Here is a 23,497-nt window from a genome sequence, read left to right on the forward strand (position 1 = left end):
GTCTTGGGGGCCTGTGCATACCGACAATGACCAGCCCGGGGGAGCACCATGTCGATACGCCACAGCCTCCTCGCCCTGCTGCAGGACCAGCCGCGTTACGGCTACCAGCTTCGGGTCGAGTTCGAGAACCGCACCGGAGCCACCTGGCCCCTGAACATCGGACAGGTGTACACCACCCTGGACCGGCTGGAACGCGATGCCCTGGTGGCCAAGGAAGGCGACGACGGCGAAGGGCACGTGGTGTACAGCATCACCCCCGCCGGAAAAGCGGAGGTGCGCAGCTGGTTCGCGGCTCCGGTGGAGCGGAACAACCCGCCGCGGAATGAGCTGGCCATCAAGCTCGCCCTCGCCGTCACGCTGCCCGGCGTGGACGTGCAGGCGATCATCCAGGCCCAGCGGGTGGCATCCATCCGGGCCCTTCAGGACTACACCAAGGCGCGCCGTGACACCGCGGCCAACCAGAGGGCCGGCGACACCGCCTGGCTCCTGGTCCTGGATTCGCTGATTTTCCAGACCGAGGCGGAGGTCCGCTGGCTGGACCTCTGCGAGGCCAGGATGGTCCAGCAGGCACAGGCCTCCGCCACGGGGCCGGCCCGGAAACTGTCCAACGGGGCCACGGAAGACGCCCCGCTCAACGCGGACAGCCGCCGGTGAGCGTGCAGGGGCCGCAGCAGGTCCTTGAACTCGCCAAGGTTGGTAGGACTTTCGGGGAAGGCGCGACGGCGGTCGCGGCACTCCGCGGCGTCGACCTCACCATCTGCGCGGGGGAGTTCGTCGCAGTGATGGGTCCGTCGGGCTCCGGCAAGTCCTCGCTCCTGGCCCTTGCCGGCGGACTGGACCGGCCGACGTCGGGCGCTGTCTTCGTCGAGTCCACGCCCCTGGCCGGGCTGGGCCTGAATGACCTTGCCCGCCTGCGCCGCCGGGCCGTCGGCTACGTGTTCCAGGACTTCAACCTCGTCCCCACGCTGACCGCCGCGGAAAACGTGGCGCTGCCCCTGGAGCTGGACGGAACATCGGCCCGGAAGGCGCACCGCCAGGCTGCCGACGCGCTTCGGCAAGTGGGCATCCCTGAACTCGCGGACCGGTTCATGGACCAGATGTCCGGCGGCCAGCAGCAGCGCGTGGCCATTGCCCGCGCCATCGTGGGCCAGCGGCGGCTGATCCTGGCCGACGAACCCACCGGCGCGCTCGATTCGACCACGGGGCAGGGAGTCATGGAGGTCCTGCGGTCCCGCGCCGACGCCGGTGCCGCCGTTATGCTCGTCACGCACGAGGCCAGGCACGCGGCCTGGGCGGACCGGGTGGTCTTCCTGCGCGATGGACGCATCATTGACCAGGCGGCAGCCATGCACGACCCCACGATGCTCCTCACGCAGGCCGGACTCTGATGCCGCTTGACCTCGCTCCCGCGCCCCAGGGCCGCCGGAGCGGCCGCCGGGTTGCCTTGCGGCTGGCCCGCCGCGACATCGCCCGCCATAAGGGACGCTCGCTCCTGATCGTCCTGCTGATCATGCTGCCGGTGGCGGGCATGACCGGCGCCGCCACGCTCTACCAGAGCTCCCAGCGCACGCCCGGGGAAATCGTGGACTACGAACTTGGAGCGACGCAGGCCCGGTTCAGCACCCTGCCGGTCCCAAACTCCGAGTCACTCCAGGACCCGCTCAACGACGCCATGGTGGCCTCCAGCTCGGGCCGGAGTGACCCGGATTTCCAGCGGATGGACCCTTTCGACGCGCTTCCCAAGGGCTATGACGTCCTGCCGCAGCGGATGCTTCAACTCAGTGCCGGTGTGGGCGAAGCACGGGTGACCTTGCAAGGCTCCGAAGTGGACGCCCTCAATCCGGCGTTTGCCGGCAAATACCGCCTCCTTGACGGGCGGGCACCGCAAACCGCCACGGAGGTCCTGGCATCGCCCGGGCTGATGAAACGGTTCAAGCTCGCCTTTGGACAGGAATTTACGACGTCGGCCGGAACCTTCGTCCCGGTCGGCACGGTCCGGGATTCCGCTGCCTCGGACGGCAACAGCTTCCTTTACCTGCAGGCCGGCCAGGTCCCAGAGGGTATGTCCCCGGGGCCGCCGAGCCCCGGGTCCGCGTCCTATTACCTCGTGGGACCTGAACCGGTGACATGGCAGCAAATCAGGGAAGCGAACAGCAAAGGCGTGGGAGTGCTCTCGCGCAGCGTAGTGCTGAATCCGCCGCCTCCCGAGCAGCGCGTGGTGGCAGGTTCAAAGCCGTGGGACAACTCGTCGGCCGCTGTGGCCAGGTACGCGACGTTCGGCCTGCTCGGGGCACTCGCGTTGCTGGAAGTCGGGTTACTTGCCGGGGCCGCCTTCGCTGTCGGCGCCAAGCGGCAGGTGCGTGAGCTGGCACTGCTGGCATCCGCCGGAGCGGAAAGTTCCACTATAGGCGCCGTCGTCACCTCGGGTGGGCTGTGGCTTGGCACCCTCGCTGTTGCCGCAGGAGCCGGGGTGGGGCTGGGAGGCGCTGCCGCCGTCGTCACCGTGGTCCGTTCCACCGGCTCCGTCAGGCTGGCCGGCCTGCATCCGGATGTCCTGCTGACCGCGGTGGCCATGGTCATGGGCTTGGCTGCCTGCATCATCGCGGCGATGGTGCCGGCGCACCAAGTGTCCCGGCGGGCGGTGCTGGGGGCGCTCAAATCCGGACGGGCACCGGCGCCCAAAGGCTGGCGCACCACAGTGGCCGGCGTGGGAACACTCGCACTTGCCACGGGGCTGCTGGCCGCCGGCTGGCTTCTGGGCAATTCGACCCGGGACCCCGACCGGCGGGCGGAGCAATTGCCGCTGGTGGTCACGCTGCTGATCGCGGGCGCCGTGCTCGCGGTAACCGGCCTGGTGCTCCTGACGGGATGGCTGGTCAAACGGCTCACCTCACGGACCCAGCGGCTGTCCTTGTCCCTTCGCATGGCCGCCCGGGATTCGGCCCGGAACCTGGCCCGCAGTGTTCCCGCCGTCGCCGCCGTCCTGGCTGCTGCCACGCTTGCCAGTGCCGCCCTGGTGCTGTCCGCCAGTCAACTGGCTGGAATGCGGGAATCGCATTACTGGGGCGCCCTGGAAAACCAGGCGTACCTGCCGCTGACCGTGGACCAGCCCTTCGCGGCCGACGGGACCAGGCAACCGTCCGTCCATGCGGATCCGGCAGCGCTCTCGGCTGCCGTCGCCGCCGCGCTCGGCACGGTGGAGTGGACTCACCCCCTCACGGCTCCGCAGGGCTTGCTGAACTGCCCCGATGGTCCGGCAGCTCCAACGTTGCCTGCCCGGACGGAAACGTCAAGCTGCCTCATGTACGCGCTGGCCAAGCCCGCGGCCAACGAATGCCCCCGAACACCCCAGGGGCGGATGACTGATCCCGGAGACTGGCGCTGCCGGGGTTCCCTGGTAGGCGAACAACCCTCGGACCGGGCCATCCTGGTAGGCGGTGCGGACGACGTGCGTGCGGTGCTGGGCCGTGAACCCACCGACGAAGCGCTCGCGGTGCTGAATGCCGGCGGAATGGTGGTGACCAACCCCGTGTTCGTCGCGGAGGGGAAAGTGCTGCTGCAGGCACAGGATGTGCGGACCCAAATACCGTCGGCGGTCGGGCCGGCTTCCGTCCACGCGACGGTCAGGAGCGATTCGCTCGCCGCAGCAGTGCTTGAACCGGCCGTGCCCGTCCCGTATTACGGGGTTGTCTCACCGGAAACGGCCACGCGCCTTGACCTGCGCCCCGCACCGGCCGGACTTTTGGTCCAGCTTGCGAAATACCCCTCCGAAGCGGAAGCCGATGCCGCCTCGGCGGCTGCCGCGGCAGTTTACCGGCAGCCCGGGGTGCCCTTCCGCGCGGAACCGGGCATCTCGCAGGGCAATCAGTGGATGACCTGGTCCATTGTGGCCGCTGCTGCGCTCATCACGTTCAGCGCCGCGGGCATCACCACCGGACTGTCCCTGGCCGACGCCCGAACGGACCACGCCACCCTCGCCGGGGTTGGAGCATCGCCACGGCTGCGCAAGGCTTTGGCCGGCTCGCAGGCCCTCTTTACCAGTGGGGCAGGCATCGTCCTGGGAACGCTGGCAGGATCGGTGCCCGCCGTCCTGCTCGTCCTGTCCACTGACATGCGGACAGCGCTCGAGGTGCCCTGGCTGCACCTGCTTGCCCTCGTGCTGGCGGTCCCGATGACGGGCGCGGTGCTTGCCTGGGCTTTTACGCCCTCGGGCCTGCCGCTGTCGCGGCGGGGCCTGCTGTAGCCGGCGTCCGTCCGTTCGTTCGTCGCCGGCCTGCCGCCGCTCGCCGCACGGGCCGGCGCCGCGCCGCCGTCGGCCGCTTTGTGGAGGGACGGCGTTGGTAGGGTGCCAGTAGCAGAAGTGGGATAACTCTCAAGGAGGAGACATGGCCGGAGTGCCTGACCAACGGAAGAACGGATCCCGGGCGGAGGGCGGACTGGCCACAGACCCGGATCTTCCCCCGCCCGCCGTGGATGAGGCCCGGCTCGAGGCCGAGGACCGGAAATGGACGCCGGCAAAGATCGCACTCTGGGCCGCCATCGCCCTGCTGGGCGGCGTCGCGTGGTTCATGCTGGCGATCGTCCGCGGTGAAACCGTCAATGCCATCTGGTTCGTCTTCGCCTCCGTGTGCACGTACCTCATCGGCTACCGCTTCTACTCGAAGGTGATCGAGCGGTACATCACCAAACCTGACGACCGCCGCGCCACCCCGGCCGAGTACAAGGCCGACGGCAAGGACTACGTCCGCACGGACCGCAACGTGCTGTTCGGCCACCACTTCGCCGCCATCGCCGGCGCCGGCCCGCTGGTGGGCCCGGTCATCGCAGCCCAGATGGGCTACCTTCCCGGCACCATCTGGATCATCGTCGGCGTCGTCCTCGCCGGCGCCGTCCAGGATTACCTGGTGATGTTCTTCTCCATGCGCCGCGGCGGCCGCTCCCTGGGCCAGATGGCCCGCGAGGAACTCGGCGTCATCGGCGGCACCGCGGCCCTCATTGCCACCCTGCTCATCATGGTGATCATCGTGGCTATCCTGGCGCTCGTCGTCGTCAACGCCCTGGGTGAAAGCCCGTGGGGCGTGTTCTCCGTAGGCATGACCATCCCCATCGCCCTGTTCATGGGCGTCTACCTTCGCTACCTGCGCCCCGGCAAGGTCATGGAGGTCTCCATCATCGGCTTCGTCCTGCTGATGGCCGCCATCATCGGCGGCGGCCTCGTGGCGCAGACCGAATGGGGCGCAGCCGTGTTCCACCTGGACAAGGTGACCATCGCCTGGGGCCTGATCATTTACGGTTTCATCGCCGCCATCCTGCCGGTGTGGCTGCTGCTCGCCCCGCGCGACTACCTCTCCACCTTCATGAAGATCGGCGTGATAGTGATGCTGGCGCTGGCCATCATCGTGGTCCGGCCCGAAGTCACCGTCCCGGCCTTCAGCGAGTTCGCCGGCCGGGAGAACGGGCCTGTCTTCTCCGGGGCCCTGTTCCCCTTCCTGTTCGTCACCATCGCCTGTGGCGCCCTGTCCGGGTTCCACGCCCTGATCTCCTCCGGCACCACCCCCAAGTTGGTGGAAAAGGAACGGCAGACCCGGTACATCGGCTACGGCGGCATGCTGATGGAGTCATTCGTGGCCATCATGGCCCTGGTCGCCGCCATCTCGATCGACCGTGGCCTCTACTTCGCCATGAACGCCCCCACTGCCCTGACCGGCGGAACCGTCGAAACCGCGGCCACTTGGGTCAACAGCCTGGGCCTGGCCGGGGTCAATATCAGCCCCGACCTGCTGGCAGAGACGGCCCGGAACGTCGGCGAGCAGAGCATCGTGTCCCGTACCGGCGGCGCCCCCACGCTCGCCGTGGGCCTGGCCCACATCATGCACCAGTTCGTCGGCGGTACGGCGCTGATGGGCTTCTGGTACCACTTCGCCATCATGTTCGAGGCACTCTTCATCCTCACCGCCGTGGACGCCGGCACCCGCGTTGCCCGGTTCATGCTGCAGGACTCGATCGGCAACTTTATCCCGAAGTTCAAGGAAGCCTCCTGGCGGCCCGGTGCCTGGCTCTGCACCGCCATCATGGTCCTTGCCTGGGGCGCCGTGCTGCTGATGGGCGTTACCGATCCGCTGGGCGGCATCAACACCCTGTTCCCGCTCTTCGGCATCGCCAACCAGCTGCTGGCCGCCATCGCACTGGCCGTGTGCCTGGCCATCGTCGCCAAGCGGGGTACCTTCAAATACCTGTGGATCGTGGCCCTTCCGCTGGCGTTCGCCGCGGTGGTGACCATCACGGCCAGCTACCAGAAGATCTTCTCGCCCGTCCCGGCGGTGGGATATTTCGCGAACAACGCTGCCTTCAGCAAGGCGCTGGCGGACGGCAAGACCGAGTTCGGCACCGCCAAGAGCGTGGCCGCCATGGAAGCTGTAGTCCGCAACACCGCCATCCAGGGCTGGTTGTCCGTGATCTTCGTGGTGCTCAGCATCATCGTGATTGCGACGGCGGTACTCGCCACGGTCAAGGCCTTCCGTGACAGGGCGGCCGGGACAGCCACCACGGACAACGAGGACCCGTTCGTGCCGTCGCGCGTCTTCGCCCCTGCGGGGCTGGTTCCCACCACCGCCGAACGTGAACTGGCGGCCGAGTGGGAGAAAGTGCCCGCCGACGCCCGGCTGGAACGGGCCGGGCACTGATGAGCAGCGGCATCGCCCTGGTGGCCAGCGGGTTCCGCGGGTTCGCCCGCTACCTGGGCGGCGTGATGGGCGCTGACGCCTACGCCAAGTACCTGGAACACCACAGGGCCGCAGGGCACCAGGAGGCACCCCTGACCGAGCGGGAGTTCTGGCGGGACCGGACGGACCGCCAGGACAGCAACCCGCAGGGCAGGTGCTGCTGATTGTGCCGGCAGCGGACAAGCCCGCCAGGAGGCTTCCTGGCGGGCCCCGGGCGGATAGGCCATGAGAGTATGAACGCATGAGCGATCCCAAAGACACTCAGGCAGCTGAGGACCTCCCGGTAGAAGGCACCCCCGTTGACGACGCACAGGAATCCGTGCAGGATCCGTCCGCCGGGGACGGCAAGCCCCGGGGCAGCAGCCTGCAGGACCTGGTGGACGAGCCGGCCAAGGTGATGCGGATCGGCACCATGATCCGCCAGCTCCTTGAAGAGGTGAAGTCTGCGCCGCTGGACGACGCTGCACGTGGCCGGCTCGCTGCCATCCACGAACGCTCCATCAAGGAGCTCGAGGACGGCCTGGCGCCGGAGCTCGTGGCGGAACTGGACAGGATCAGCCTGCCGTTCTCCGACGAAGCCACGCCCTCGGACGCCGAACTCCGGATCGCCCAGGCCCAGCTGGTCGGCTGGCTCGAGGGCCTCTTCCACGGTATCCAGACCGCCATCGCGGCCCAGCACGCCGCCCAGCAGCAGGCCGCCGCGCAGATGCAGCTGCGCCAGCTGCCGCCCGGCACCATGATCGCGCCCGGCGTCGTGATTGGTGAGAACGGCGAGCCCCAGCGGGCACCGGCGGGCGCCCGCCCTGGAGCTCCGTCCCCGGCCAGCGGGCGTGACGAACCGGACCACGGTCCCGGCCAGTACCTGTAGGTTCCGCTTGGGCTTTTTCAGCGCCGCCCGGCAGGGGCGCAAGGATGATGCGGAACTGGGCAAGGGGTTGTGGCGCCGCGCCCACGACCGCTTCCACCGGGGACTGGACCGCTTCCACCAGGTGCTCGAGGGCGTGGAGGATGACCAGCTGTACGCCGAGCTGGTGGAGATAGCGAACGAACTTGCCGCCCTCCTGCAACGGGTGCGTGCGGTCTGCATGGAAGCGCAGCTGCGTTCGCCCAGTGACGGTTTGGACATACCTGCTGCTCTGGCCAACGTGCATCGGTCGCTCTCCAAGGCCGGAAACTCGCTGGCCACCACGGCCGAAGCTGCAGCGATGCTTCGGCTCGCCGTCGGCCCCGTGCCCGTAGGAGCAGCGTCCGTGCGGCGCCGTGCCGAGGCCGTCTTCCAGCAGGTTGAGGACGCCGAGAGGCAGCTTCGCGGGGAATAGCCAGCGGACGGCGTTTGGCAGCTGAGTGAAATATTCCCGATTTGCTTGGGAATTTTGGGGTTACGCGACTGGCTGACAAGGCGCGGATCGAGCGCATTCCCGGGCCCTGTTTTGGCAGGATGAAAGCATGACTCTTTCACCTACCTTGACTTTCAACGACGGAAACACGATTCCCCAGCTCGGCTACGGTGTGTGGCAGGTTGAGGACGACGTGGCTGAAAAGGTTGTCCGCCAGGCCTTCGAAGCCGGCTTCCGCCACATCGATACGGCCAAGATCTATGGCAACGAGGCTGGCGTGGGCCGCGCCATCGCCGGTTCCGGCCTCTCCCCGGAGCAGATCTTCATCACCACCAAGCTGTGGAACGCGGACCAGGGCTACGAGTCAACCCTCGCCGCCTTCGAGGAGTCCATGGACCGGCTTGGCCTGGAGACGCTGGACCTCTACCTGATCCACTGGATGCAGCCCAAGCAGGACAAGTACGTTGACACCTGGAAGGCGCTGATCGAGCTTCAGAAGCGCGGCCGGGTCAAGTCCATCGGCGTATCCAACTTCACCGTCGAGGGCCTGCAGCGCATCATCGACGAGACGGGCGTGGTCCCGGCAATCCACCAGATCGAACTGCACCCCTACTTCAACCAGGGTGAACTGCGTGAGTTCGGAGCCTCCAAGGGCATCCTCACCCAGGCATGGTCTCCGCTGGGCCAGGGCGGCGAGTTGCTGAAGGACCCCACCATCGCGTCCATCGCCGACAAGCACCAGGCCACCCCCGCGCAGGTGGTCATCGCGTGGCACCTGGCGATCGGCAACGTGGTTATTCCCAAGTCCGTGACCGAGTCACGCATCAAGGAGAACTTCGCAGCCCTTGAGGTGTCCCTGGACGCCGAGGATGTTGAGGCCATCAACAAGCTGGACCGCACCGCCAGCGGCGAAGGCCGCATCGGAGCCGATCCCGCGGTCTCCGACTTCGCCTAACCCGCGACGCGGGGAGCCGGACCCACCGTGGCCTGCAGGCTCCCGTCAAACAACGTCAGCCCGCGCTGCCGGCAAATGCCTGGCAGCGCGGGCTGACGCCTTTAACCACTGGCAGCGACGCGGCTTTCCCGGGCACCGTTTTGGTGGGACTCCTAGGCAGCGACCTGGATATGCTCCACCACGACGGCGTCCACCACGGCCCAGTTGTCCTCGCCGTGGCAGTGCCGGCAGGCGAAGCGCTCAGCCTCTGCGAGCGTCTCGAAGACCTCTGACTGGGCCCGGCCACAGTCGGCGTCGAAGTACGTGACGTGAAATTCCTGTACAGCTTGGTTTTCCATGAATCCAGTGTGCAACCGGGGTCTGACATTCTGAGGAACCGTCCTCCGCGTGTTGTGGATGGAGGCCGGTCCCGCTGCAGATTCGACGCCCCTGACGGGCCCCTATCCGGTCCCTGGATCTCCGTCGGCGCCGGTCCCGGCCCGAACCTTCAACATGAGAGACGCCAGTGCCAGCATTCCCAGCCCGGTCCAGACGAGCGTTCCGCTCCAGATCTCGGGGGAGAAGCTCAGGGAGCCGTCCCGGAGCGCCGCGCCGGCGAAATAGGGTGCCCAAAAAACGACTGGGGTGAGGCCTGCCACAGCCATGAGCCTGCCGGGACGGTCCGGCGCCGGCCGCACCACCGCCCACACCGCTCCCACCAGGACCGCGCCGGCAAGGGCCACCGGCACCAGCCAGGCGTCCCGCAGCGCCACCATGACCTGGAGGGCTGCCGAAGGGACAAGGGTCATCGCCGCGGGGATCACGGGGTGCAGGCGCCACCGCAGCGACAGTAACAGGACGGGAACAAAGAGCACCACCGTCGAGACCAGGAAAGTCGCCAGGGCGATCATGATGCCGGCCGACGTGGGGGCCGTCACCGCGGGCGGCGTTCCCGCAGCGGTGGTGTAGGTCTGGACGAGCCCGTGGCGGGCAAAGACGGCGAATTCCTGGAGGATAAACGCAGCGACCATCCCGGCGAGCATGGCGCTGACGAACGCCGGCACCAGCCGGGGCCACCGGCGCACCGGTGACTGCCATGCTGCCGAGAACGGGGCACCGAGGATAAGGAATCCGCCCGTGGCAAGTCCAAGATGGGACGGGCTGAACAGCGCGCTGATGTTCTGCTCAATGCCCAGCACCGAATGCCACGCGAAGTCTCCCATTCCCGAGGCCAGGAAGATGGCGACGCCGGCCGCCGCAGCCCCGTAGCCCGCGGGCACGGCTTCAACCCACCGCGTGCCGGTGACGTGCCGGCGCCACGTCAGGGAGGCGATCCAGATGGCACAGGCAGCGAAGCCCGAGTACAGGACGGCGTGCCATGGCGTGAAGAACGTCTCCAGGTTGCGGAGGTTGTTGTGGGCCCAGCCATCAACATAGGTTCCAATGAGGAGCCAGATGCCGGCCGCGAGGGTGATGGCGTCCTCGAGGGCCGTGGTGGGGCGGTGTACTGCTGCCGACGGAATGGCAAAGGCATGGGCTGCTGCGGCATCCATAGCTCCAGAGTAGGTCCCGCGAACGGCCTGCGGGAGAGGGAGCGGCCATGGGCTTTTTCCGCGCCTCAGTCACTGCCCAGCCGGAGCACCCGTTCCTGTGCCAGCACAGCGGTGCGGCTGGCCTTGTCCGCCGCCCGCGCCGCCTGCTTTGCTTCCGCGGACGTCGCCGCAAGGCGCTTGCGCGAGCGCTCCAGGCGGTCTTCGGCGGCTTTAAGCCGGCTGCGCAGCTCAACCGTTTCCTGCTGCAGTTCCGCGATTTCCGCCCTGGCCTGCTCCTCCTGGTCCTGCAGTTCGCCGGCCCGGCGTGCCGCCTCATCTTCGGCGGACTGGGCTTCGGCCAGGGCCGCTTTTGCCTTTTCCAGCACCGGTGGCGAGGCTGGCCGTGGGGTCTGCCGCACTGCCTCGAGCCGTGGCCTGGTGGGCTTTGGCTGGGAGGCGGCTTCCGGCGTCGTCCGTTTTTTCGCTGCTGCTGCGGCCTGTGCCTTCGGTGCAGAGGGGGGAGTGCTCACGGGGCGGCTGGACGGAGCCGCGGGAAGCAGCCCGGGGAGGGCCACCGCCCCCTCCAGGTCGACGTCGTTGACGCCGTCGGCGGACAGGACCTTCAGCAGCCGGCCACTGCCGACGGCGTTGGCCGCACCCCGGTCCGCCGTCAGGGCCCGGAGGGTCTCCTCCACGTCCGAGGCCATCACGTCACTGAGCGAACGGCCCTGCTCCCGGGCAACAGAACGGGCAATGTCGACGGCGTCAGCCAGCATGGTGCGCCGCTCCCGGCCCAGTTCGCGGAGGGCAGGAGCATCCAGCGACTCCTGCGCGGCCTGCATGCGCGTCCCGAGATCGGCGAGACCGTCCAACACGTCCGGCCGGTGCCGAGCAAGCATGTTCAGGGCCCACGCGGCTACGGACGGCTTGGGCAGGCCGCGGACCGCTGCAGCCAGGCCTTTGTCCAGGCGGGCAACCTCCTGGGCGGCGGCCGCCCGGGCCGCGACGAAGCCGTCCAGCGTCCCGGCATAGAGCCTGTCCGCGATGTCCGCCAGGGCTTCGTCTTCCATGCCGCCATCCTAGGTGCCGGGAGGGCAGGGTTTTGAAGGTTGCCTGCCCGGCCCGGGACAAGATGTCCGCCATAACGCAGCGGCCGGGCACCCTGTTACTCGCCCGCCGGGAGGGGTATGTTGCACGAATGGACGATTCATATCAGGTCATCGTGGTTGGCGGCGGTTTTGCCGGAAAGACGGCGGCTGAGGAGTTAGGCCGCAAGGGCGTCCGGGTGTTGCTGCTCGATGCCAACAACTACCAGCAGTTCCAGCCGCTCCTCTACCAGGTGGCTGCATCCCAGATTGGCGTCTCTGCGGTCACCCGGCCGCTCCGGTCCGAGTTCCGCAGGATCAACAATGTCCGTGTCCTGACGGCGGAGGTGACCGCCATCGACGCGGCCAGCCGCACCGTCACCACCGCGGACGGCGCCAATTACCGGTCGCGGGCCCTGGTCATTGCCACTGGCGCGGTGCCCAACTTCTTCAATACGCCGGGCGCTGATGAGCACGCCTACCCGCTGTACTCGGTGGCGGACGCAACGCGGCTCAGCGCCGCGATAACAGCAGTGATGGACGAGGCTGACCGGGAACCCTCGGCAGACGCCGACGTGATCGTGGTGGGCGGTGGCCCAACCGGGGTGGAGACCGCCGGCGCACTTGCGGAAAACGTCAAGTACCTTGTGCCGAAGTACTTCTCGCCGGGGCTGGCCGCCCGGTGCCACGTGCACCTGGTGGACATGGTTCCCAACGTGCTGGCTGCTTTTTCTGAAAAGTCCCAGGCGTACGCGCGGGACCGGCTGACCAAGCTGGGTGTTCAGCTGCACATGGGCACCGCGGTGGGTGAAGTCCGGCCGGACGGGGTTACCCTCAAGGACGGGACGGTCATCCCTGCACGCATCGTCGTATGGGCCGGCGGACTGCAGGCCGGCCGGATCATTACGGAGTCCGGCCTGAAGCAGGGCAGGGGCGGCCGGGTGGACGTACAGCCTGACCTGACGGCCCCCGACCTCGAAGGTGTCTACGTCCTGGGTGATTCGGCCAACATCACCGATGCTGACGGAAACAAGCTCCCGCAGCTTGGGTCCGTGGCACAGCAATCGGGCAAGTGGGCGGCCCGCAACATCTACGCAGACCTTACCGGCGGTCTCCGGGAGCCCTTCCGCTACTGGGACAAGGGCTACATGGCCATGGTGGGACGCGGCGCAGCCGTAGCGGAACTGGGCCGCCGGCGACTGCAACTGCAGGGCCCGCTGGCGTTCGTTTCGTGGCTGGCGGTGCACCTTGCCCTGCTGCCCGGCTTCCAGCAGAAAGTCCGGGCCTTGTTCTCCTGGGCCAATGGCTACGTGACCCACAGCCCGGCACAGGTGGTGGTGGGCAGGCCGGACTAGCCGTCAAAATCCCGGATGTGCCCGGTAAACCAGCCCGGATTGCTGAACAGGGCCGTGTGGCCGCCGGTGATGGTGCGCACTACGGCGTCGGGGTAGGCCGCCCGCAGTTCAGCCTGCCGGTCGGCTGAAAAAGCTTCGTCGCCTGCGGACTGCAGGATCAGCACACGCCCCTTCCACGGTGCGAGCCACCCGGGGGAGGGGGTGTAGTGCGCCATGAAGTCGATCATGTTGGCCACCCCGGCGGTGTGCTGGAGGTTGCTTATCTGCTGAAGTTCCTCCTCCAACCGGCGGTCCCAGAATTCCCGGCTTTCAGGCACGGCGCTGGACCAGCGCCGCCACAGCCGCCGGGTGAACGACTGCTTGGCGCGCAAGGGCAGGCGTGCGAACACCGCGGCGAAGACGCGCATGGTGGTCAGGCCGAAGATGTGCCTGGTGCCGGTCTCCGCCAGCACCAGGTTCCGCACCCGGCTTGGAGCCTCCTTGGCAAAGACCTGGGCCACATAGCCGCCGTAGGACCACCCGCACACCGTGGCGCTCCCAACCCCTGCATAGTCGAGCAGCTCCGTCAGGCCGGCCGCCACCAAGGGCAACGGATGGACTGCCGGGTAGGCGGGGGCAAGGATGCGGTGGTCCCGGGCGAGGTCCTCGATGAGCTGAAAATAGTTGTCCGGGCGGTAGGTTCCACCCGGGAGCATCAGCAGCACCGGCCCCTGCCCGCCGGTATCCAGGTAGTTCCATGCCGCCGGCCCCACCTGCACGGAACGGATGGGGAACCTGGCCTGGAAGCGCTCGAACCGCACCTGCAGTTCCTGGCTTCCCACGCTGCCCGCGGCGTCTCTTGCGCTTGTCACGGTGACGGGAATTCCTGGGTGTTGGTGGGCGGCAGCGGAATGACCGTGCGGAACTTCCCGCCCGCCGACTGCTGGGGAGGTTCTGCGTCAGCCTCCACTGCGATGTGGGCCAGGCCGAGTCCGGTGAGCAGTGCTGCCAGCCCTTCCACTACTGACCTTCGCACCTGATCCGGGTCCGTGCCCGGTTCGGGAAGCAGCCGCACCGATAGCAGGGCGGGAGCCGACTGGACTATCTGGAACAGTTCCACTCCCGGTGTCCTGTCGATAACGGTGCCCAGGGCCAGCGGGGGCACTGCGATACGGCCCTGGCGGTCGGCGGCGGGGAAGGTAAGCACGTCAGAGGCGCGGCCTTCCACCTTCAAGGCCGGGGCCGGGTTGCCGCACTCGCACGCGTCGGGCTTCACCAGCACCCGGTCACCTACGTCATAGCGGAGGATGGGCTGGACCCGGTTTGCCAGGTTGGTCATCAGTACCGTGTGTGAGACCACTCCTGGTGGAACAGGGCGGTGGTCGGCATCGACAGGTTCCAGGATTACCCAGTCCTCAAGAAGGTGCAGCCAGCCCTCTTCGCAGCTGGCCGCTGCGTAGCTGGACTCGGTGCACCCGTAAACCTCCCGCGCGGGGGCCGAGAAAGCCCGTTGGATGCGCTCACGCTCTCCCGGCGGGAGGCCCTCGGCCGTGCTGACCACCAGAGTGGGGTGCAGGCGCAGCCGTCCGCTTTCCTGCTCAGTTGCCAGCAGGCGAAGGATGCTCGCGTAGCCTCCCAGCAAAACCGGCCGCACCAGGTTAAGGCCGGCCACCAGCTCCGGCAGTGGCCGATGGACGGAAAAGATCCTCAGCCGGCGGTGGCGCCGCGGCTTTTCCCGCCGCTCCCGGGTCCCGGCTGCTACGGAAAGGAAGTGGCCGCCGGTTGCGACAACCGTGGCAAAGCGGCCGCCACGGACCATCAGCCGCACCAGCTGGGCCGGCGACAGCCAGCCTGCGCTTAGCTGGGCCATCATGCCCGACGTCACCGCCCAGTAGCGGTCATCCAGCACGAACAAGCCACGGGTTCCCGTGGTGCCGGCCGTGGTGGCCACCAGGTACTCGCCGGCGAACCGCTCCCCAATCCGGGCCGGATCCGCCACGAATGCCTCCACGCCCGCGCGTGTGACCGCCGGATCCGTGAGGGCGTCATCGAACCGGGCCATCATTTGCCGCTTGTCCGTTACGGGCAATACCGCGGGGTCGTCGACCCGTCCCGGCAGCGCCTGGTACAGCTCCCGGTAAAACGGCGAGTGTTCGCGTGCAAAGGCCACCTGATCGGCCAGCCGCTCCCGCTGGCGGGCGCGGACCGCTTCCGGACCCCGCCGGTGCACCCGGAAGGCGTCCCACCATACCCGCAGCGCATCACCACGCCGGTCGCGGAGCACGGCTCCCCGAGGTAAAACCATGAGTCGATATTAGAAGTGGATATTGCCCGCAGGAAGAGGCTGGTGGGCCAAGCCGCCGTCGTTAGTTCTTGTCGAAACCCACCAGGCGGCCCGCTTCGGTCCACCCGGACTCCTCGAAGTGGCCGGCAGCATCCGGCTCAACAACCATGTGCAGGTACTCCGCGCCGTGGAGGAAAGCCTCCTCGGCCATGGCTGCGAACAATCCGCGCTCGAACATCTCCTTCTCCGGACCCTCGGGAACTTCCGTGATGGCCACGGTGGCGAAGTCGTCCCGCACCTGGACACGTCCCCGGGCCACCGGGCGGTCAAAGACCGTTATTTCGACGGCGTCGTAGGTCTCCATGGGGGCCAAGGCCACTTGGGAGTTCTCAGGCAGCTCCACATCCGTGTTCAATTCGGCCGTGGGTGCCATGAGCAGAACCCTCTCGGACGCCCGGGTGAGGCCGCCTGGGGCCAAACCATCAGCACTGCCGGCGTCAGCGCAAAGCAGGGTCAGGCGGCCCCCTTCGCCAGCTGCCTTGGCGGCGAACTCCTCCGCGTTCTGGCCCGGCCAGAGTGCAACGTACTCCTGACCTTCGGCCACCTGTCCGGGTTCGCCCCCGACAACGAATCCTGCATCGGCTGCCTCGGCAGTGCGTCCCAGAAGATCCGCCCAGGCAGGGACCCACCCGATTGCGGGCGTGTTGTGCTGTTCCGGCATGGGAATTCCTAACGTCTGGCTGCGGCCGGACCGCGGTCCAGCCGCGCGGTGGTGGGCAGGGCTTCCCTGTCAACGTATCGGATCAGCAGGCAGGCCGCCACCGGCATCGGGCATGAGCTCTCAGGGTAGGTGGGTGAAGGACATTCCGGCTGCCAGCAGCTTGTCCAACGCCTGTTTTACGCCTTCGGCCGTTCCGCCGTTGGGGTGGTTGCCGTGGCAGATCACCACGTCGCCCGCCCGGGCCTTTCCCACTTCTTTGGCTACGACGGCGGAGGGAAACGTTGCGCCGCCGTCGCCATTGATGCTGAAGCCGGCCGCTTTCACACCCAATGTACCGAGGATGTCCATAGCGACGTCGTCCATGTACGCGGTGCCCGGGCGGAAGTATCTGGGACGCTTGCCCGTCAGGCCGGCAAGGAGACCGTCATTCGGCATGATTTCGTCGTAGACCTCGCCGGCGTTCTTTGTGCCCGGGATTCCATAGGCGGAGTTGCCGGTGGTGGACAGCGGCTTATGCGACGTGCCGTGGTTGGCAACTTCGAAAAGCGGATCGGCTGCCAACTGCCGGGCCATGGCGGGGTTGGCCGTGATCCACCTCGAGTTAAGGAAGAGGGTGGCGGGCACGTGGCGCTGGCGCAGGGTGTCCAGAAGGGCCTGGTCGTAGCCGTTGCCGCCGGAGCCGCCGCAAAAGTCGAAGGTGAGGGCGATGCCTTGTTGGCCGGGCGGCAGCCGCGTCAGCACGCCTGGAGCCTCCAGGCCCCAATAGCGGGCCTGGTGCTTACCGTAGGTTTCGACGATCTGCGGGCGTGAGGGGACAGGCGTCGGCGTTGGCGTGGCCGGTGCAGGCTCGTCACCGTCCGGGCCTGTGTGTATCACTGGAGGGGAAAGATCGCCGGGCGGGGCTATATCGGGCGCCGCGCTTTCGCTCTGCGTTCCGGCCGCCTGCTTCGGATGCGGCTGCAGGTCCGGGACGGCGGACGACAAGGTGAGCACTGCTGCCAGCAGGACGGCCCTCCGGCCGGGGCCCTTGCCGTCCTGGCCAAGGTGACGGGGCGCGTTCGGTTCCACTGCTACGACCCCTGCCAGGACGCAGCGGTGCAGGCTGCAGCGCGCGGAACAGCGGCCTGGATGCGGGGAGTCATGACGGGAGGATACCTTGCCGGACTTGCCGTTTCCTGAACCCCGCCGCCCAACGGGGCGTCGGTCGTAACAAAGGGCGGTAGGAGGGTGCAGTGCACCGGTATCCGACGTGGATGCCGGGACGGCGCCGGGGATCGGGTTCGTTTCGGCGGATGATTTCGCGTACCACAGGGGGAGTGTCGCCCTGGCCGAGGAGCAGGTACCGCATCAGGTGCGCCAGCGGGTTTCCTTCGGACCACTCGAAGTAGCCCTGCGGAATGACACCGGTGGCGTCCCGCAGTGCCAGCAGGATGGCTGCGATGGCATTCGGCGCGGCGGGACTCTGTACACGCAGAACGCGGTGGTCACCCACCTCGACGCCCCTGACAACCAGTACCTTGCTGAAGCCCGAGGGATCGGTGACGTCGATTTCAAGGAAGATCACGTCGGCGGTCCAGGGAGTTGGGTTGCTGTCCTGCTGGTCGGCCGATTTCCGGTCATACTCGGCGACGTCACGCGCCTGCGGTTTGTTGGCTATCAGGGTCAGGCGCCCGTCGTAGTCCAGGGAGTCCTTGATGAAGCGGCGTGCAGTTGCATCGAATTCGATACTGTCCACGCGGAGTTCGGTGGTCCTGCTGACCCTTGATACGAGTGACACGGTGATGATGCCGAGGATGAAGAAGGCGGAGATGGTGATGCCGTCCGGCTTCTCGATTACGTTGGCGCCCAGTGCATAGAGCATCACCAGCGTCAGCAGGGTGAAGCCTGTTACGGCTCCGGCGTGTTTCCGCTGGATGGCCGAGATCAGCACAGCTATGGCTGCGGACACCATCATCACCAGGATTCCTGTTGCGTACGCACCGGCCTGGGCGTTTACATCCGCCCGGAATCCTACTGTGATGTGGATGCTGACCGTGGTGTAGACCAGCACCACCGGCCTGACAGCACGGGTCCATTCAGGCGCCATGCCATATGACGGCAGATAGCGCGGGACGATGTTGATGAGCCCGGCCATTGCCGACGCCCCGGCGAACCAGAGGATAAGGATGCTGCTGATGTCATATGCGGATCCGAACACGCTGCCCAGGCGTTCGTGGGCGAGGTATGCGAGGGCACGGCCATTGGCTGCCCCGCCCGGCTGGAATGCTTCGGCGGGGATGAGGACGGTGGTCACGAAACTGCTGCCGATGAGGTAGACGCTCATGATCAGCGCCGCAGTGGTGAGCAGCTTGCGTGTATTTCGGATGCGCCCATTCAGCTTGTCTTCGCCGGTGGCGCCCCGGGATGCGATCAATGGCATCATGCTGACGCCTGTTTCGAATCCCGACAGTCCCAGGACCAGCAGGGGGAAGGCCAGGAGGGCCGGGCCTGCGATGCCGCCCAGACCTGTTCCCTGGGCCGTCAGTGACCCGCTCCATGAATTCAACAGTCCCGGATCGGCGAAGATATCGGCGATGCCTGAACCGATGACCACGGCATTCAGCAGCAGGAAGACCCCCACCAGGGGTATTGCGACCGCTACGGCCTCCGAGAACCCGAGCAGGAACACCCCGCCCAGGATGACCAGCAGGAGGACGGTAATGGGTACCGCCTGTCCTTTGAGGACGGACGGAAGGAAGGGATTTTCGAGCAGGTGGACCGTGGCGTCGGCCGCAGAAAGCGTAATGGTAATGATCCAGGACGTAGCTACAAACCCGAGCAGTACCAGGACGAAGACCTTGCCGCGCCAGAAGGGCAGGAGCTTTTCAAGCATGGCCACTGAGCCTTGGCCGTGGGGGCTTTCAGCGGCCACCCTGCGATACATGGGCAGCATGCCGAAAAGCGTCAGGGCGACAATGAGCAGTGTGGCCAGCGGAGACAACGCGCCGGCAGCAAGGGCGGCGATTCCCGGCAAATAGGACAGTGTGGAGAAGTAGTCGACGCCGGTGAGGCACATGACCTTCCACCAGCGTTGTTGTCCGTCGTCGTGTTCCGGGGCTTCGAAGCCTTCCGGTTGCTGGACGCGGTTTTCAAGCAACCAACGGATCAAAGGGCTCCGTGGCGCCGCGTCCTGCGAAGGGCGGGGAACGCTTTCCGGTATGGAGTGCTGGATAGAGGCAGTCACGGGTTTCTCCCCTCTGCTGGTCCCGACACGGGCCTCACTCCAGGGCTGGGGAAGCCGACGCCCGTAAGCCGCGAGGTTAACACCGCCGCGGTGCCGCGAATGGTTTGGCGGGAGTATCTTGTCGCTTTCTTAACGGCACTGGTTCCGCAATCGGCTGTTTCCACCAAGTGCCCCGCGCCGGAAAGCTGCAAATACCGGGACTTTAGCCCCTGTGGGCCTTTTTAGGGGCCGGGTTTACTTGTGGGTTGAAATGGGCACGGCGCCCGCTCCCGGGCGACTTTCGCACCGGGAGGAGAGCAAGGAGGCAGCGCAGGAAATGAATCTCAAAGATCGCTGGGGCCGGCTCGATCCGGCCACCCGGAAGTGGTTCATGGACAATCCGGGATGCCAGATCCTCCCAAGAACCATCACGGCTGTGATCTCGAAGGAGACGGGGGAGAACCTTCCCACCGGGATGCACGGAGAGGCCCCGATGTCCCGCGAGGACCAGGACTTTATCCGCTCGAAGATGGATGAGCCCGGTAACTGACCGTGACCTGCAGTTTTTCAAGGGGTCCGTGCGGGACCATCAGTGGGCCCCGCGAACAGCAAACGCCAACCGCTTAACCAGCGAAAAACCCCGGAAACCCCTGGAACCAGGGGCTGTCCGGGGTTTATCCCGAGCTTCCTATCAGAATCGAACTGATGACCTTTTCATTACGAGTGAAACGCTCTACCGACTGAGCTAAGGAAGCACCGCACGAAATCCCCGGCGGAACCGGGCGCCTCATGCAAGAGTCAACTGTAATGGAGTCTCCGCGCCCCGGTCAAAATGGGAGGTGCGGCGGCTCCCGGAGCGATCAGCAGACCGTATTGTCGGCCGGAACCTTGCCGTTCACCAGGTAGTTGTCCACCGAATCCTCGAGGCAGCTGTTTGCCCGCCCGTAGGCGGTGTGTCCTTCGCCCCTCCACGTCAGCAGGGAGGCGTTGCCCAGTTGCTTGCGGAGTGAGGCTGCCCAGTCAACGGGGGTAGCGGGGTCACCCGTGGTACCGATGACCACGATCGGAGAGTCCCCGGTGTATTCGACCGGCGCCGGGGTGCGGACGTTCTTGTAGGGCCAGTCTGCGCAGGTGGTGCCGCCGTAGGCAAAGAAGTAGCCAAGGGTGGGCGAGTCCTGTTCCAGCCGCTTCTCTTCGGCCCGCATACCTGCAGCGTCCGAAACCATGGGGTAGTCCAGGCAGTTGATCGCGTTGAAGGCGAACGTTGAATTGGAGGTGTATTTCCCGTCGGAGCCGCGGTCGGCGCCCAGATCGGCCAGCCGGAGCATGAGGCTGACGTCTCCGGACATCGCCGCCTCCAGCGCCTGCGTGAGGGCCGGCCAGCTTTGGTCGTTGTAGAGCGGGGTGATCAGGCCGCTGACGAACATGGTGGCGTTGACCAAGCGCCCGTCCTTGGCAGTGCGGGGCGTCTGCTGCACGGCGTTGATCAGGTCCCGGATCTGCTGCACTCCGGAGTCGACATCACCGCTCAAGGGGCACTTGCCCTGCTTCTGGCAACTGGCGACGTAGCTGTGCAGTGCTTTTTCGAAGGCCCGGGCCTGGCCGCTGGTCAGGTCCTCGTTGCTGATGGACGGGTCCAAAGCCCCATCGAGGACCATGCGGCCCACGTTGTCAGGGAAGAGCGATGCGTAGGTGGAGCCCAGGAAGGTGCCGTAGGAGTAGCCAAGGTAGTTCAGCTTGGAGTCGTTCACCACGGCCCGGAGTACGTCCAGGTCCTTGGCGGCGCTGACGGTGTCGATGTGGCCCAGGACCGGGCCGGTTTGCGCCGCACACTGGTCAGCGATCGCTTTGTTGTCAGCCAGCGCCGTTTTGAGTCCGGCGTCGGTTTCGAGGGCATAGATCTTGGCCCGGGCCGCATCACGTTCCGCGTCGGTCATGCAGGTTACGGGAGCGGAGCGCTTGACGCCTCGCGGATCAAAGCCGACGAGGTCATAGGCGTTGCGTACACCGGCTGAGAAGTGGGTTGCGGCCGCGTCCTTGACGAAGTCGTACCCGGAGGCACCCGGACCGCCGGGATTGACCAGGAGGCTGCCGGTCTTCTTGCCTGTGCTGGGCGCCCGCAAAGCGGCAAGCTGGATAGTGTCGCCGCCCGGATTGGCATAGTCCATGGGCACCGTCACCTTGGCACACTGGAATTCCCCTTCGCAGGGCTGCCACACGACTTCCTGGGAGTAAAACTTTTCCAGTCCCGCGGGGGCCGAAGCCACGATCGAGGGGTCGGCTTTGGCCGTGGCCGCCTCCGGCGGGTTCTTGTCGCCGCCGTTGAGCAGACTGCACGAGGCCAGGACCATGGCCAGGGCCATTGCTCCCGCGGCGCGGACGGCGACCGCCAGGGACCTGTGGCGTGCGGACAGGGGGCGGGCAGTCATCGGGTCTCCTTGGAGGGCTGGATCAAGCTGGCCGCCATGGACTCGATGGTCAGCAGCGGGGCAACGTTGGTGGTGGTGATGCGTTCGCGGGCTTTGTTGATGGCATCCATGCGGGCCAGGGTGGTTTCAGGAGTGCTGCGGGCGGCGAACTCTTCCAGCTCACTCCTCAGCTCAACGTTGACCAGTTCCACCGCGTTCCCCAGCTGGATGATCAGCACGTCCCGGTAGAAGGACAGTAAATCGGTGAGCGTACGGTCCAGGGAGTCCGTAATGGATCTCTTGGCCCGCCGTTTCTGGTCGTCCTCGAGTTGCTTCAGCTGGCCGCGCATGGCCGGGGGCAGCGTGCCCGATTCGGGCGCTCCCAGCGTTGCGAGGAGGGCGGCCTTTTCCGCTGCGTCCCGTTCCTCGTTGGAGCTGTTGGCCTCGGCGGTGGCGATCTTCACCAGCTTGTCCGCCATCATGACCGCCGCTGTGACGCCGCGGAGGCCGAGCGGAAAACGGACCGTTTCCAGCCGGCGTTCCCTTGCCGCTGGATCCCTGGCCAGCCGGCGGGCAATACCCACATGGCTCTGCGCTGCCCGGGCTGCCTGCTCCGCAAGGGCAGGGTCCACGCCGTCACGCCGCACCAGCAGGGCTGCAACGTCCGAGGCCGGCGGCAGCCGTAAAGCTACACTCCGGCAGCGGGAGCGGATGGTGACCAGGACGTCGGCGGGGGACGGCGCGCAAAGCATCCAGATAGTCCGCGGCGTGGGTTCCTCGATGGCCTTGAGCAGTACGTTGGTGGTCCGCTCGGCCATGCGGTCGGCGTCCTCCACGACGATGATCCGCCAGCGCCCTGATGATGGCCGGTTGCCTGCCGCCGCCACCAGTTCCCGGGCCTCATCAATGGTGATGGTGACCTTTTCGGTGCGCACGAACGTAACATCCGAATGGGTTTCGCCCAGGATCGTGTGGCACGCCTGGCACTGCCCGCAGCCACGGAGGCTGACGTCCTCCTGGTCGCAGTTCAGTGCGGCGGCGAAGGCCTTGGCGGCGTTGGAGCGGCCGGAGCCCGGCGGCCCCGTGAACAGCCAGGCGTGCGTCAGGCTTTCGCCGCTTGCGGCCTGGCGCAGTTGTTCGACGACGGCGGGCTGGCCCTGGAGGTCATCCCAAACGGTCACGCCCCACCGCCGTCCGTCGCTGCTTCAGGTACCGCCAGTTGCGGCACGGGAGCGTGCCCTGCCGCCGGGGTGGGCGCATCAAGCAGGGTTTCCACCCGGGCGAGGATCCGGGCCGCCAGGTCGTCGGCCGGCAGCTGGGCAGGGAGTACCAGGTAGGACTCGGGGCGGCCCGCGGCGAGGTCCAGGAAGGCTCCCCGGATTCGGGTATGGAATTCGTCAGCCTCGGATTCGAGGCGGTCCTCAGCTGCCTGCCCGGCGGTCCGGCGCTCGCGGCCAAGCCGGGGGTCCACGTCCAGGAGGACCGTGAGGTGTGGCTGCAGGCCCGAGGTGGCCCACTGGTTGAGGGACTGGACGTTGTCCTGTCCAAGGTTTCGGCCGGCCCCCTGGTAGGCGACCGAGGAGTCGATGTAGCGGTCAGTCAGCACGATCTCGCCGCGGCCAAGTGCCGGTCGGATGACCTGGGCGGCGTGGGCGGCACGGGACGCGGCAAAGATGAGCGCTTCCGTGTGGGCGTCAATCTCGCCATTGCCGTGGTCCAGCACCAGCGAGCGCAATTTTTCCCCGATGGGGGTTCCGCCGGGTTCACGGGTGCGCAGCACTGTATGGCCCTGGGATTCCAACGCGGCCGCGAGACGGGCCGCCTGGGTGGACTTGCCGGCGCCATCGCCACCTTCGAATGCGATGAATAATCCGGCCCTTTGGTTGTTCACTTCTTAAGCCTACCGAGGCATGGGGACATTTCCGGCCTCCAGCCGGC

Annotated in this window: 21 protein-coding genes and 1 tRNA gene; 10 read left to right on the forward strand and 12 right to left on the reverse strand. The window is 66.9% G+C overall.

Translation table 11 applies throughout. The annotated features are described in order from the left end of the window. Positions 1-48: 48 nt before the first annotated feature. From JCQ34_RS03330 to JCQ34_RS03365, 8 genes are all read left to right on the forward strand, one after another. A complete protein-coding gene (locus JCQ34_RS03330; RefSeq protein ID WP_286401793.1) occupies positions 49-654 on the forward strand; it encodes a PadR family transcriptional regulator in 606 nt (201 codons plus the stop codon). Next, positions 651-1,388: an ABC transporter ATP-binding protein gene (locus JCQ34_RS03335; RefSeq protein WP_286401796.1), complete on the forward strand. Its 738-nt coding sequence runs from the start codon at positions 651-653 to the stop codon at positions 1,386-1,388. Before JCQ34_RS03330 ends, JCQ34_RS03335 begins: the two co-directional genes overlap by 4 nt. Next, positions 1,388-4,243, forward strand: a complete 2,856-nt coding sequence (locus JCQ34_RS03340; protein ID WP_286401799.1) for a hypothetical protein — start codon at positions 1,388-1,390, stop codon at positions 4,241-4,243. Before JCQ34_RS03335 ends, JCQ34_RS03340 begins: the two co-directional genes overlap by 1 nt. 142 nt (positions 4,244-4,385) lie before the next feature. After that, positions 4,386-6,683, forward strand: coding sequence for a carbon starvation CstA family protein (locus tag JCQ34_RS03345; RefSeq protein WP_286401802.1), 2,298 nt, complete (start codon positions 4,386-4,388; stop codon positions 6,681-6,683). Continuing rightward, positions 6,683-6,886, forward strand: coding sequence for a YbdD/YjiX family protein (locus tag JCQ34_RS03350; RefSeq protein WP_286401805.1), 204 nt, complete (start codon positions 6,683-6,685; stop codon positions 6,884-6,886). Before JCQ34_RS03345 ends, JCQ34_RS03350 begins: the two co-directional genes overlap by 1 nt. 77 nt (positions 6,887-6,963) lie before the next feature. Beyond that, complete coding sequence (locus tag JCQ34_RS03355) at positions 6,964-7,590, forward strand: bacterial proteasome activator family protein (RefSeq protein ID WP_286401808.1); 627 nt, start codon at positions 6,964-6,966, stop codon at positions 7,588-7,590. Between the two features lie 7 nt (positions 7,591-7,597). Then, positions 7,598-8,041: a hypothetical protein gene (locus tag JCQ34_RS03360; protein WP_286401811.1), complete on the forward strand. Its 444-nt coding sequence runs from the start codon at positions 7,598-7,600 to the stop codon at positions 8,039-8,041. 127 nt (positions 8,042-8,168) lie between these two features. Next, positions 8,169-9,014, forward strand: a complete 846-nt coding sequence (locus JCQ34_RS03365) for an aldo/keto reductase (protein ID WP_286401813.1) — start codon at positions 8,169-8,171, stop codon at positions 9,012-9,014. Between the two features lie 152 nt (positions 9,015-9,166). On the opposite strand, the gene JCQ34_RS03370 is transcribed toward JCQ34_RS03365, so the two are convergent. The 3 genes from JCQ34_RS03370 to JCQ34_RS03380 form a co-directional block, all read right to left on the reverse strand. Next, positions 9,167-9,352: a hypothetical protein gene (locus tag JCQ34_RS03370; protein ID WP_286401816.1), complete on the reverse strand. Its 186-nt coding sequence runs from the start codon at positions 9,350-9,352 to the stop codon at positions 9,167-9,169. A gap of 102 nt (positions 9,353-9,454) precedes the next feature. Beyond that, on the reverse strand, positions 9,455-10,546 hold the full coding sequence (locus tag JCQ34_RS03375; protein WP_286401818.1) for a hypothetical protein: 1,092 nt from the start codon (positions 10,544-10,546) through the stop codon (positions 9,455-9,457). 65 nt (positions 10,547-10,611) lie between these two features. Next, entirely contained in the window at positions 10,612-11,595 is a 984-nt protein-coding gene (locus JCQ34_RS03380) for a hypothetical protein (RefSeq protein ID WP_286401821.1), read from the reverse strand. Positions 11,596-11,723: 128 nt separating this feature from the next. Between JCQ34_RS03380 and JCQ34_RS03385 the strand changes: the two genes are divergently transcribed. Next, entirely contained in the window at positions 11,724-12,965 is a 1,242-nt protein-coding gene (locus tag JCQ34_RS03385) for an NAD(P)/FAD-dependent oxidoreductase (protein WP_286401824.1), read from the forward strand. Here the strand turns inward: JCQ34_RS03385 and JCQ34_RS03390 are convergent. From JCQ34_RS03390 to JCQ34_RS03410, 5 genes are all read right to left on the reverse strand, one after another. Next, on the reverse strand, positions 12,962-13,816 hold the full coding sequence (locus tag JCQ34_RS03390) for an alpha/beta fold hydrolase (protein WP_286401828.1): 855 nt from the start codon (positions 13,814-13,816) through the stop codon (positions 12,962-12,964). The two genes, JCQ34_RS03385 and JCQ34_RS03390, sit on opposite strands and share 4 nt — an antisense overlap. Continuing rightward, a complete protein-coding gene (locus tag JCQ34_RS03395; RefSeq protein ID WP_286401831.1) occupies positions 13,813-15,249 on the reverse strand; it encodes a phenylacetate--CoA ligase family protein in 1,437 nt (478 codons plus the stop codon). Before JCQ34_RS03395 ends, JCQ34_RS03390 begins: the two co-directional genes overlap by 4 nt. A gap of 61 nt (positions 15,250-15,310) precedes the next feature. Then, complete coding sequence (locus tag JCQ34_RS03400) at positions 15,311-15,949, reverse strand: hypothetical protein (RefSeq protein WP_286401833.1); 639 nt, start codon at positions 15,947-15,949, stop codon at positions 15,311-15,313. Between the two features lie 120 nt (positions 15,950-16,069). Then, positions 16,070-17,017: a polysaccharide deacetylase family protein gene (locus JCQ34_RS03405; protein WP_286401836.1), complete on the reverse strand. Its 948-nt coding sequence runs from the start codon at positions 17,015-17,017 to the stop codon at positions 16,070-16,072. Positions 17,018-17,087: 70 nt separating this feature from the next. Next, positions 17,088-19,172, reverse strand: coding sequence for an amino acid transporter (locus JCQ34_RS03410; RefSeq protein ID WP_434738928.1), 2,085 nt, complete (start codon positions 19,170-19,172; stop codon positions 17,088-17,090). A 316-nt stretch (positions 19,173-19,488) separates the two neighbouring features. Here JCQ34_RS03410 and JCQ34_RS03415 point away from each other — a divergent pair, with 316 nt between their 5' ends. Beyond that, positions 19,489-19,701: a hypothetical protein gene (locus JCQ34_RS03415; protein WP_286401841.1), complete on the forward strand. Its 213-nt coding sequence runs from the start codon at positions 19,489-19,491 to the stop codon at positions 19,699-19,701. Positions 19,702-19,833: 132 nt separating this feature from the next. Here JCQ34_RS03415 and JCQ34_RS03420 read toward each other — a convergent pair. The 4 genes from JCQ34_RS03420 to tmk form a co-directional block, all read right to left on the reverse strand. After that, a tRNA-Thr gene (locus JCQ34_RS03420) sits at positions 19,834-19,906 on the reverse strand. A gap of 105 nt (positions 19,907-20,011) precedes the next feature. After that, positions 20,012-21,580, reverse strand: a complete 1,569-nt coding sequence (locus JCQ34_RS03425) for an alpha/beta hydrolase (RefSeq protein WP_286401843.1) — start codon at positions 21,578-21,580, stop codon at positions 20,012-20,014. Next, entirely contained in the window at positions 21,577-22,740 is a 1,164-nt protein-coding gene (locus JCQ34_RS03430) for a DNA polymerase III subunit delta' (protein WP_286401845.1), read from the reverse strand. Before JCQ34_RS03430 ends, JCQ34_RS03425 begins: the two co-directional genes overlap by 4 nt. Then, complete coding sequence (tmk, locus tag JCQ34_RS03435) at positions 22,737-23,450, reverse strand: dTMP kinase (protein WP_286401847.1); 714 nt, start codon at positions 23,448-23,450, stop codon at positions 22,737-22,739. The genes JCQ34_RS03430 and tmk overlap by 4 nt, the downstream gene beginning before the upstream one ends. Positions 23,451-23,497: the final 47 nt, after the last annotated feature.

Source organism: Pseudarthrobacter defluvii (assembly GCF_030323865.1).
Lineage (GTDB): Bacteria > Actinomycetota > Actinomycetes > Actinomycetales > Micrococcaceae > Arthrobacter > Arthrobacter sedimenti.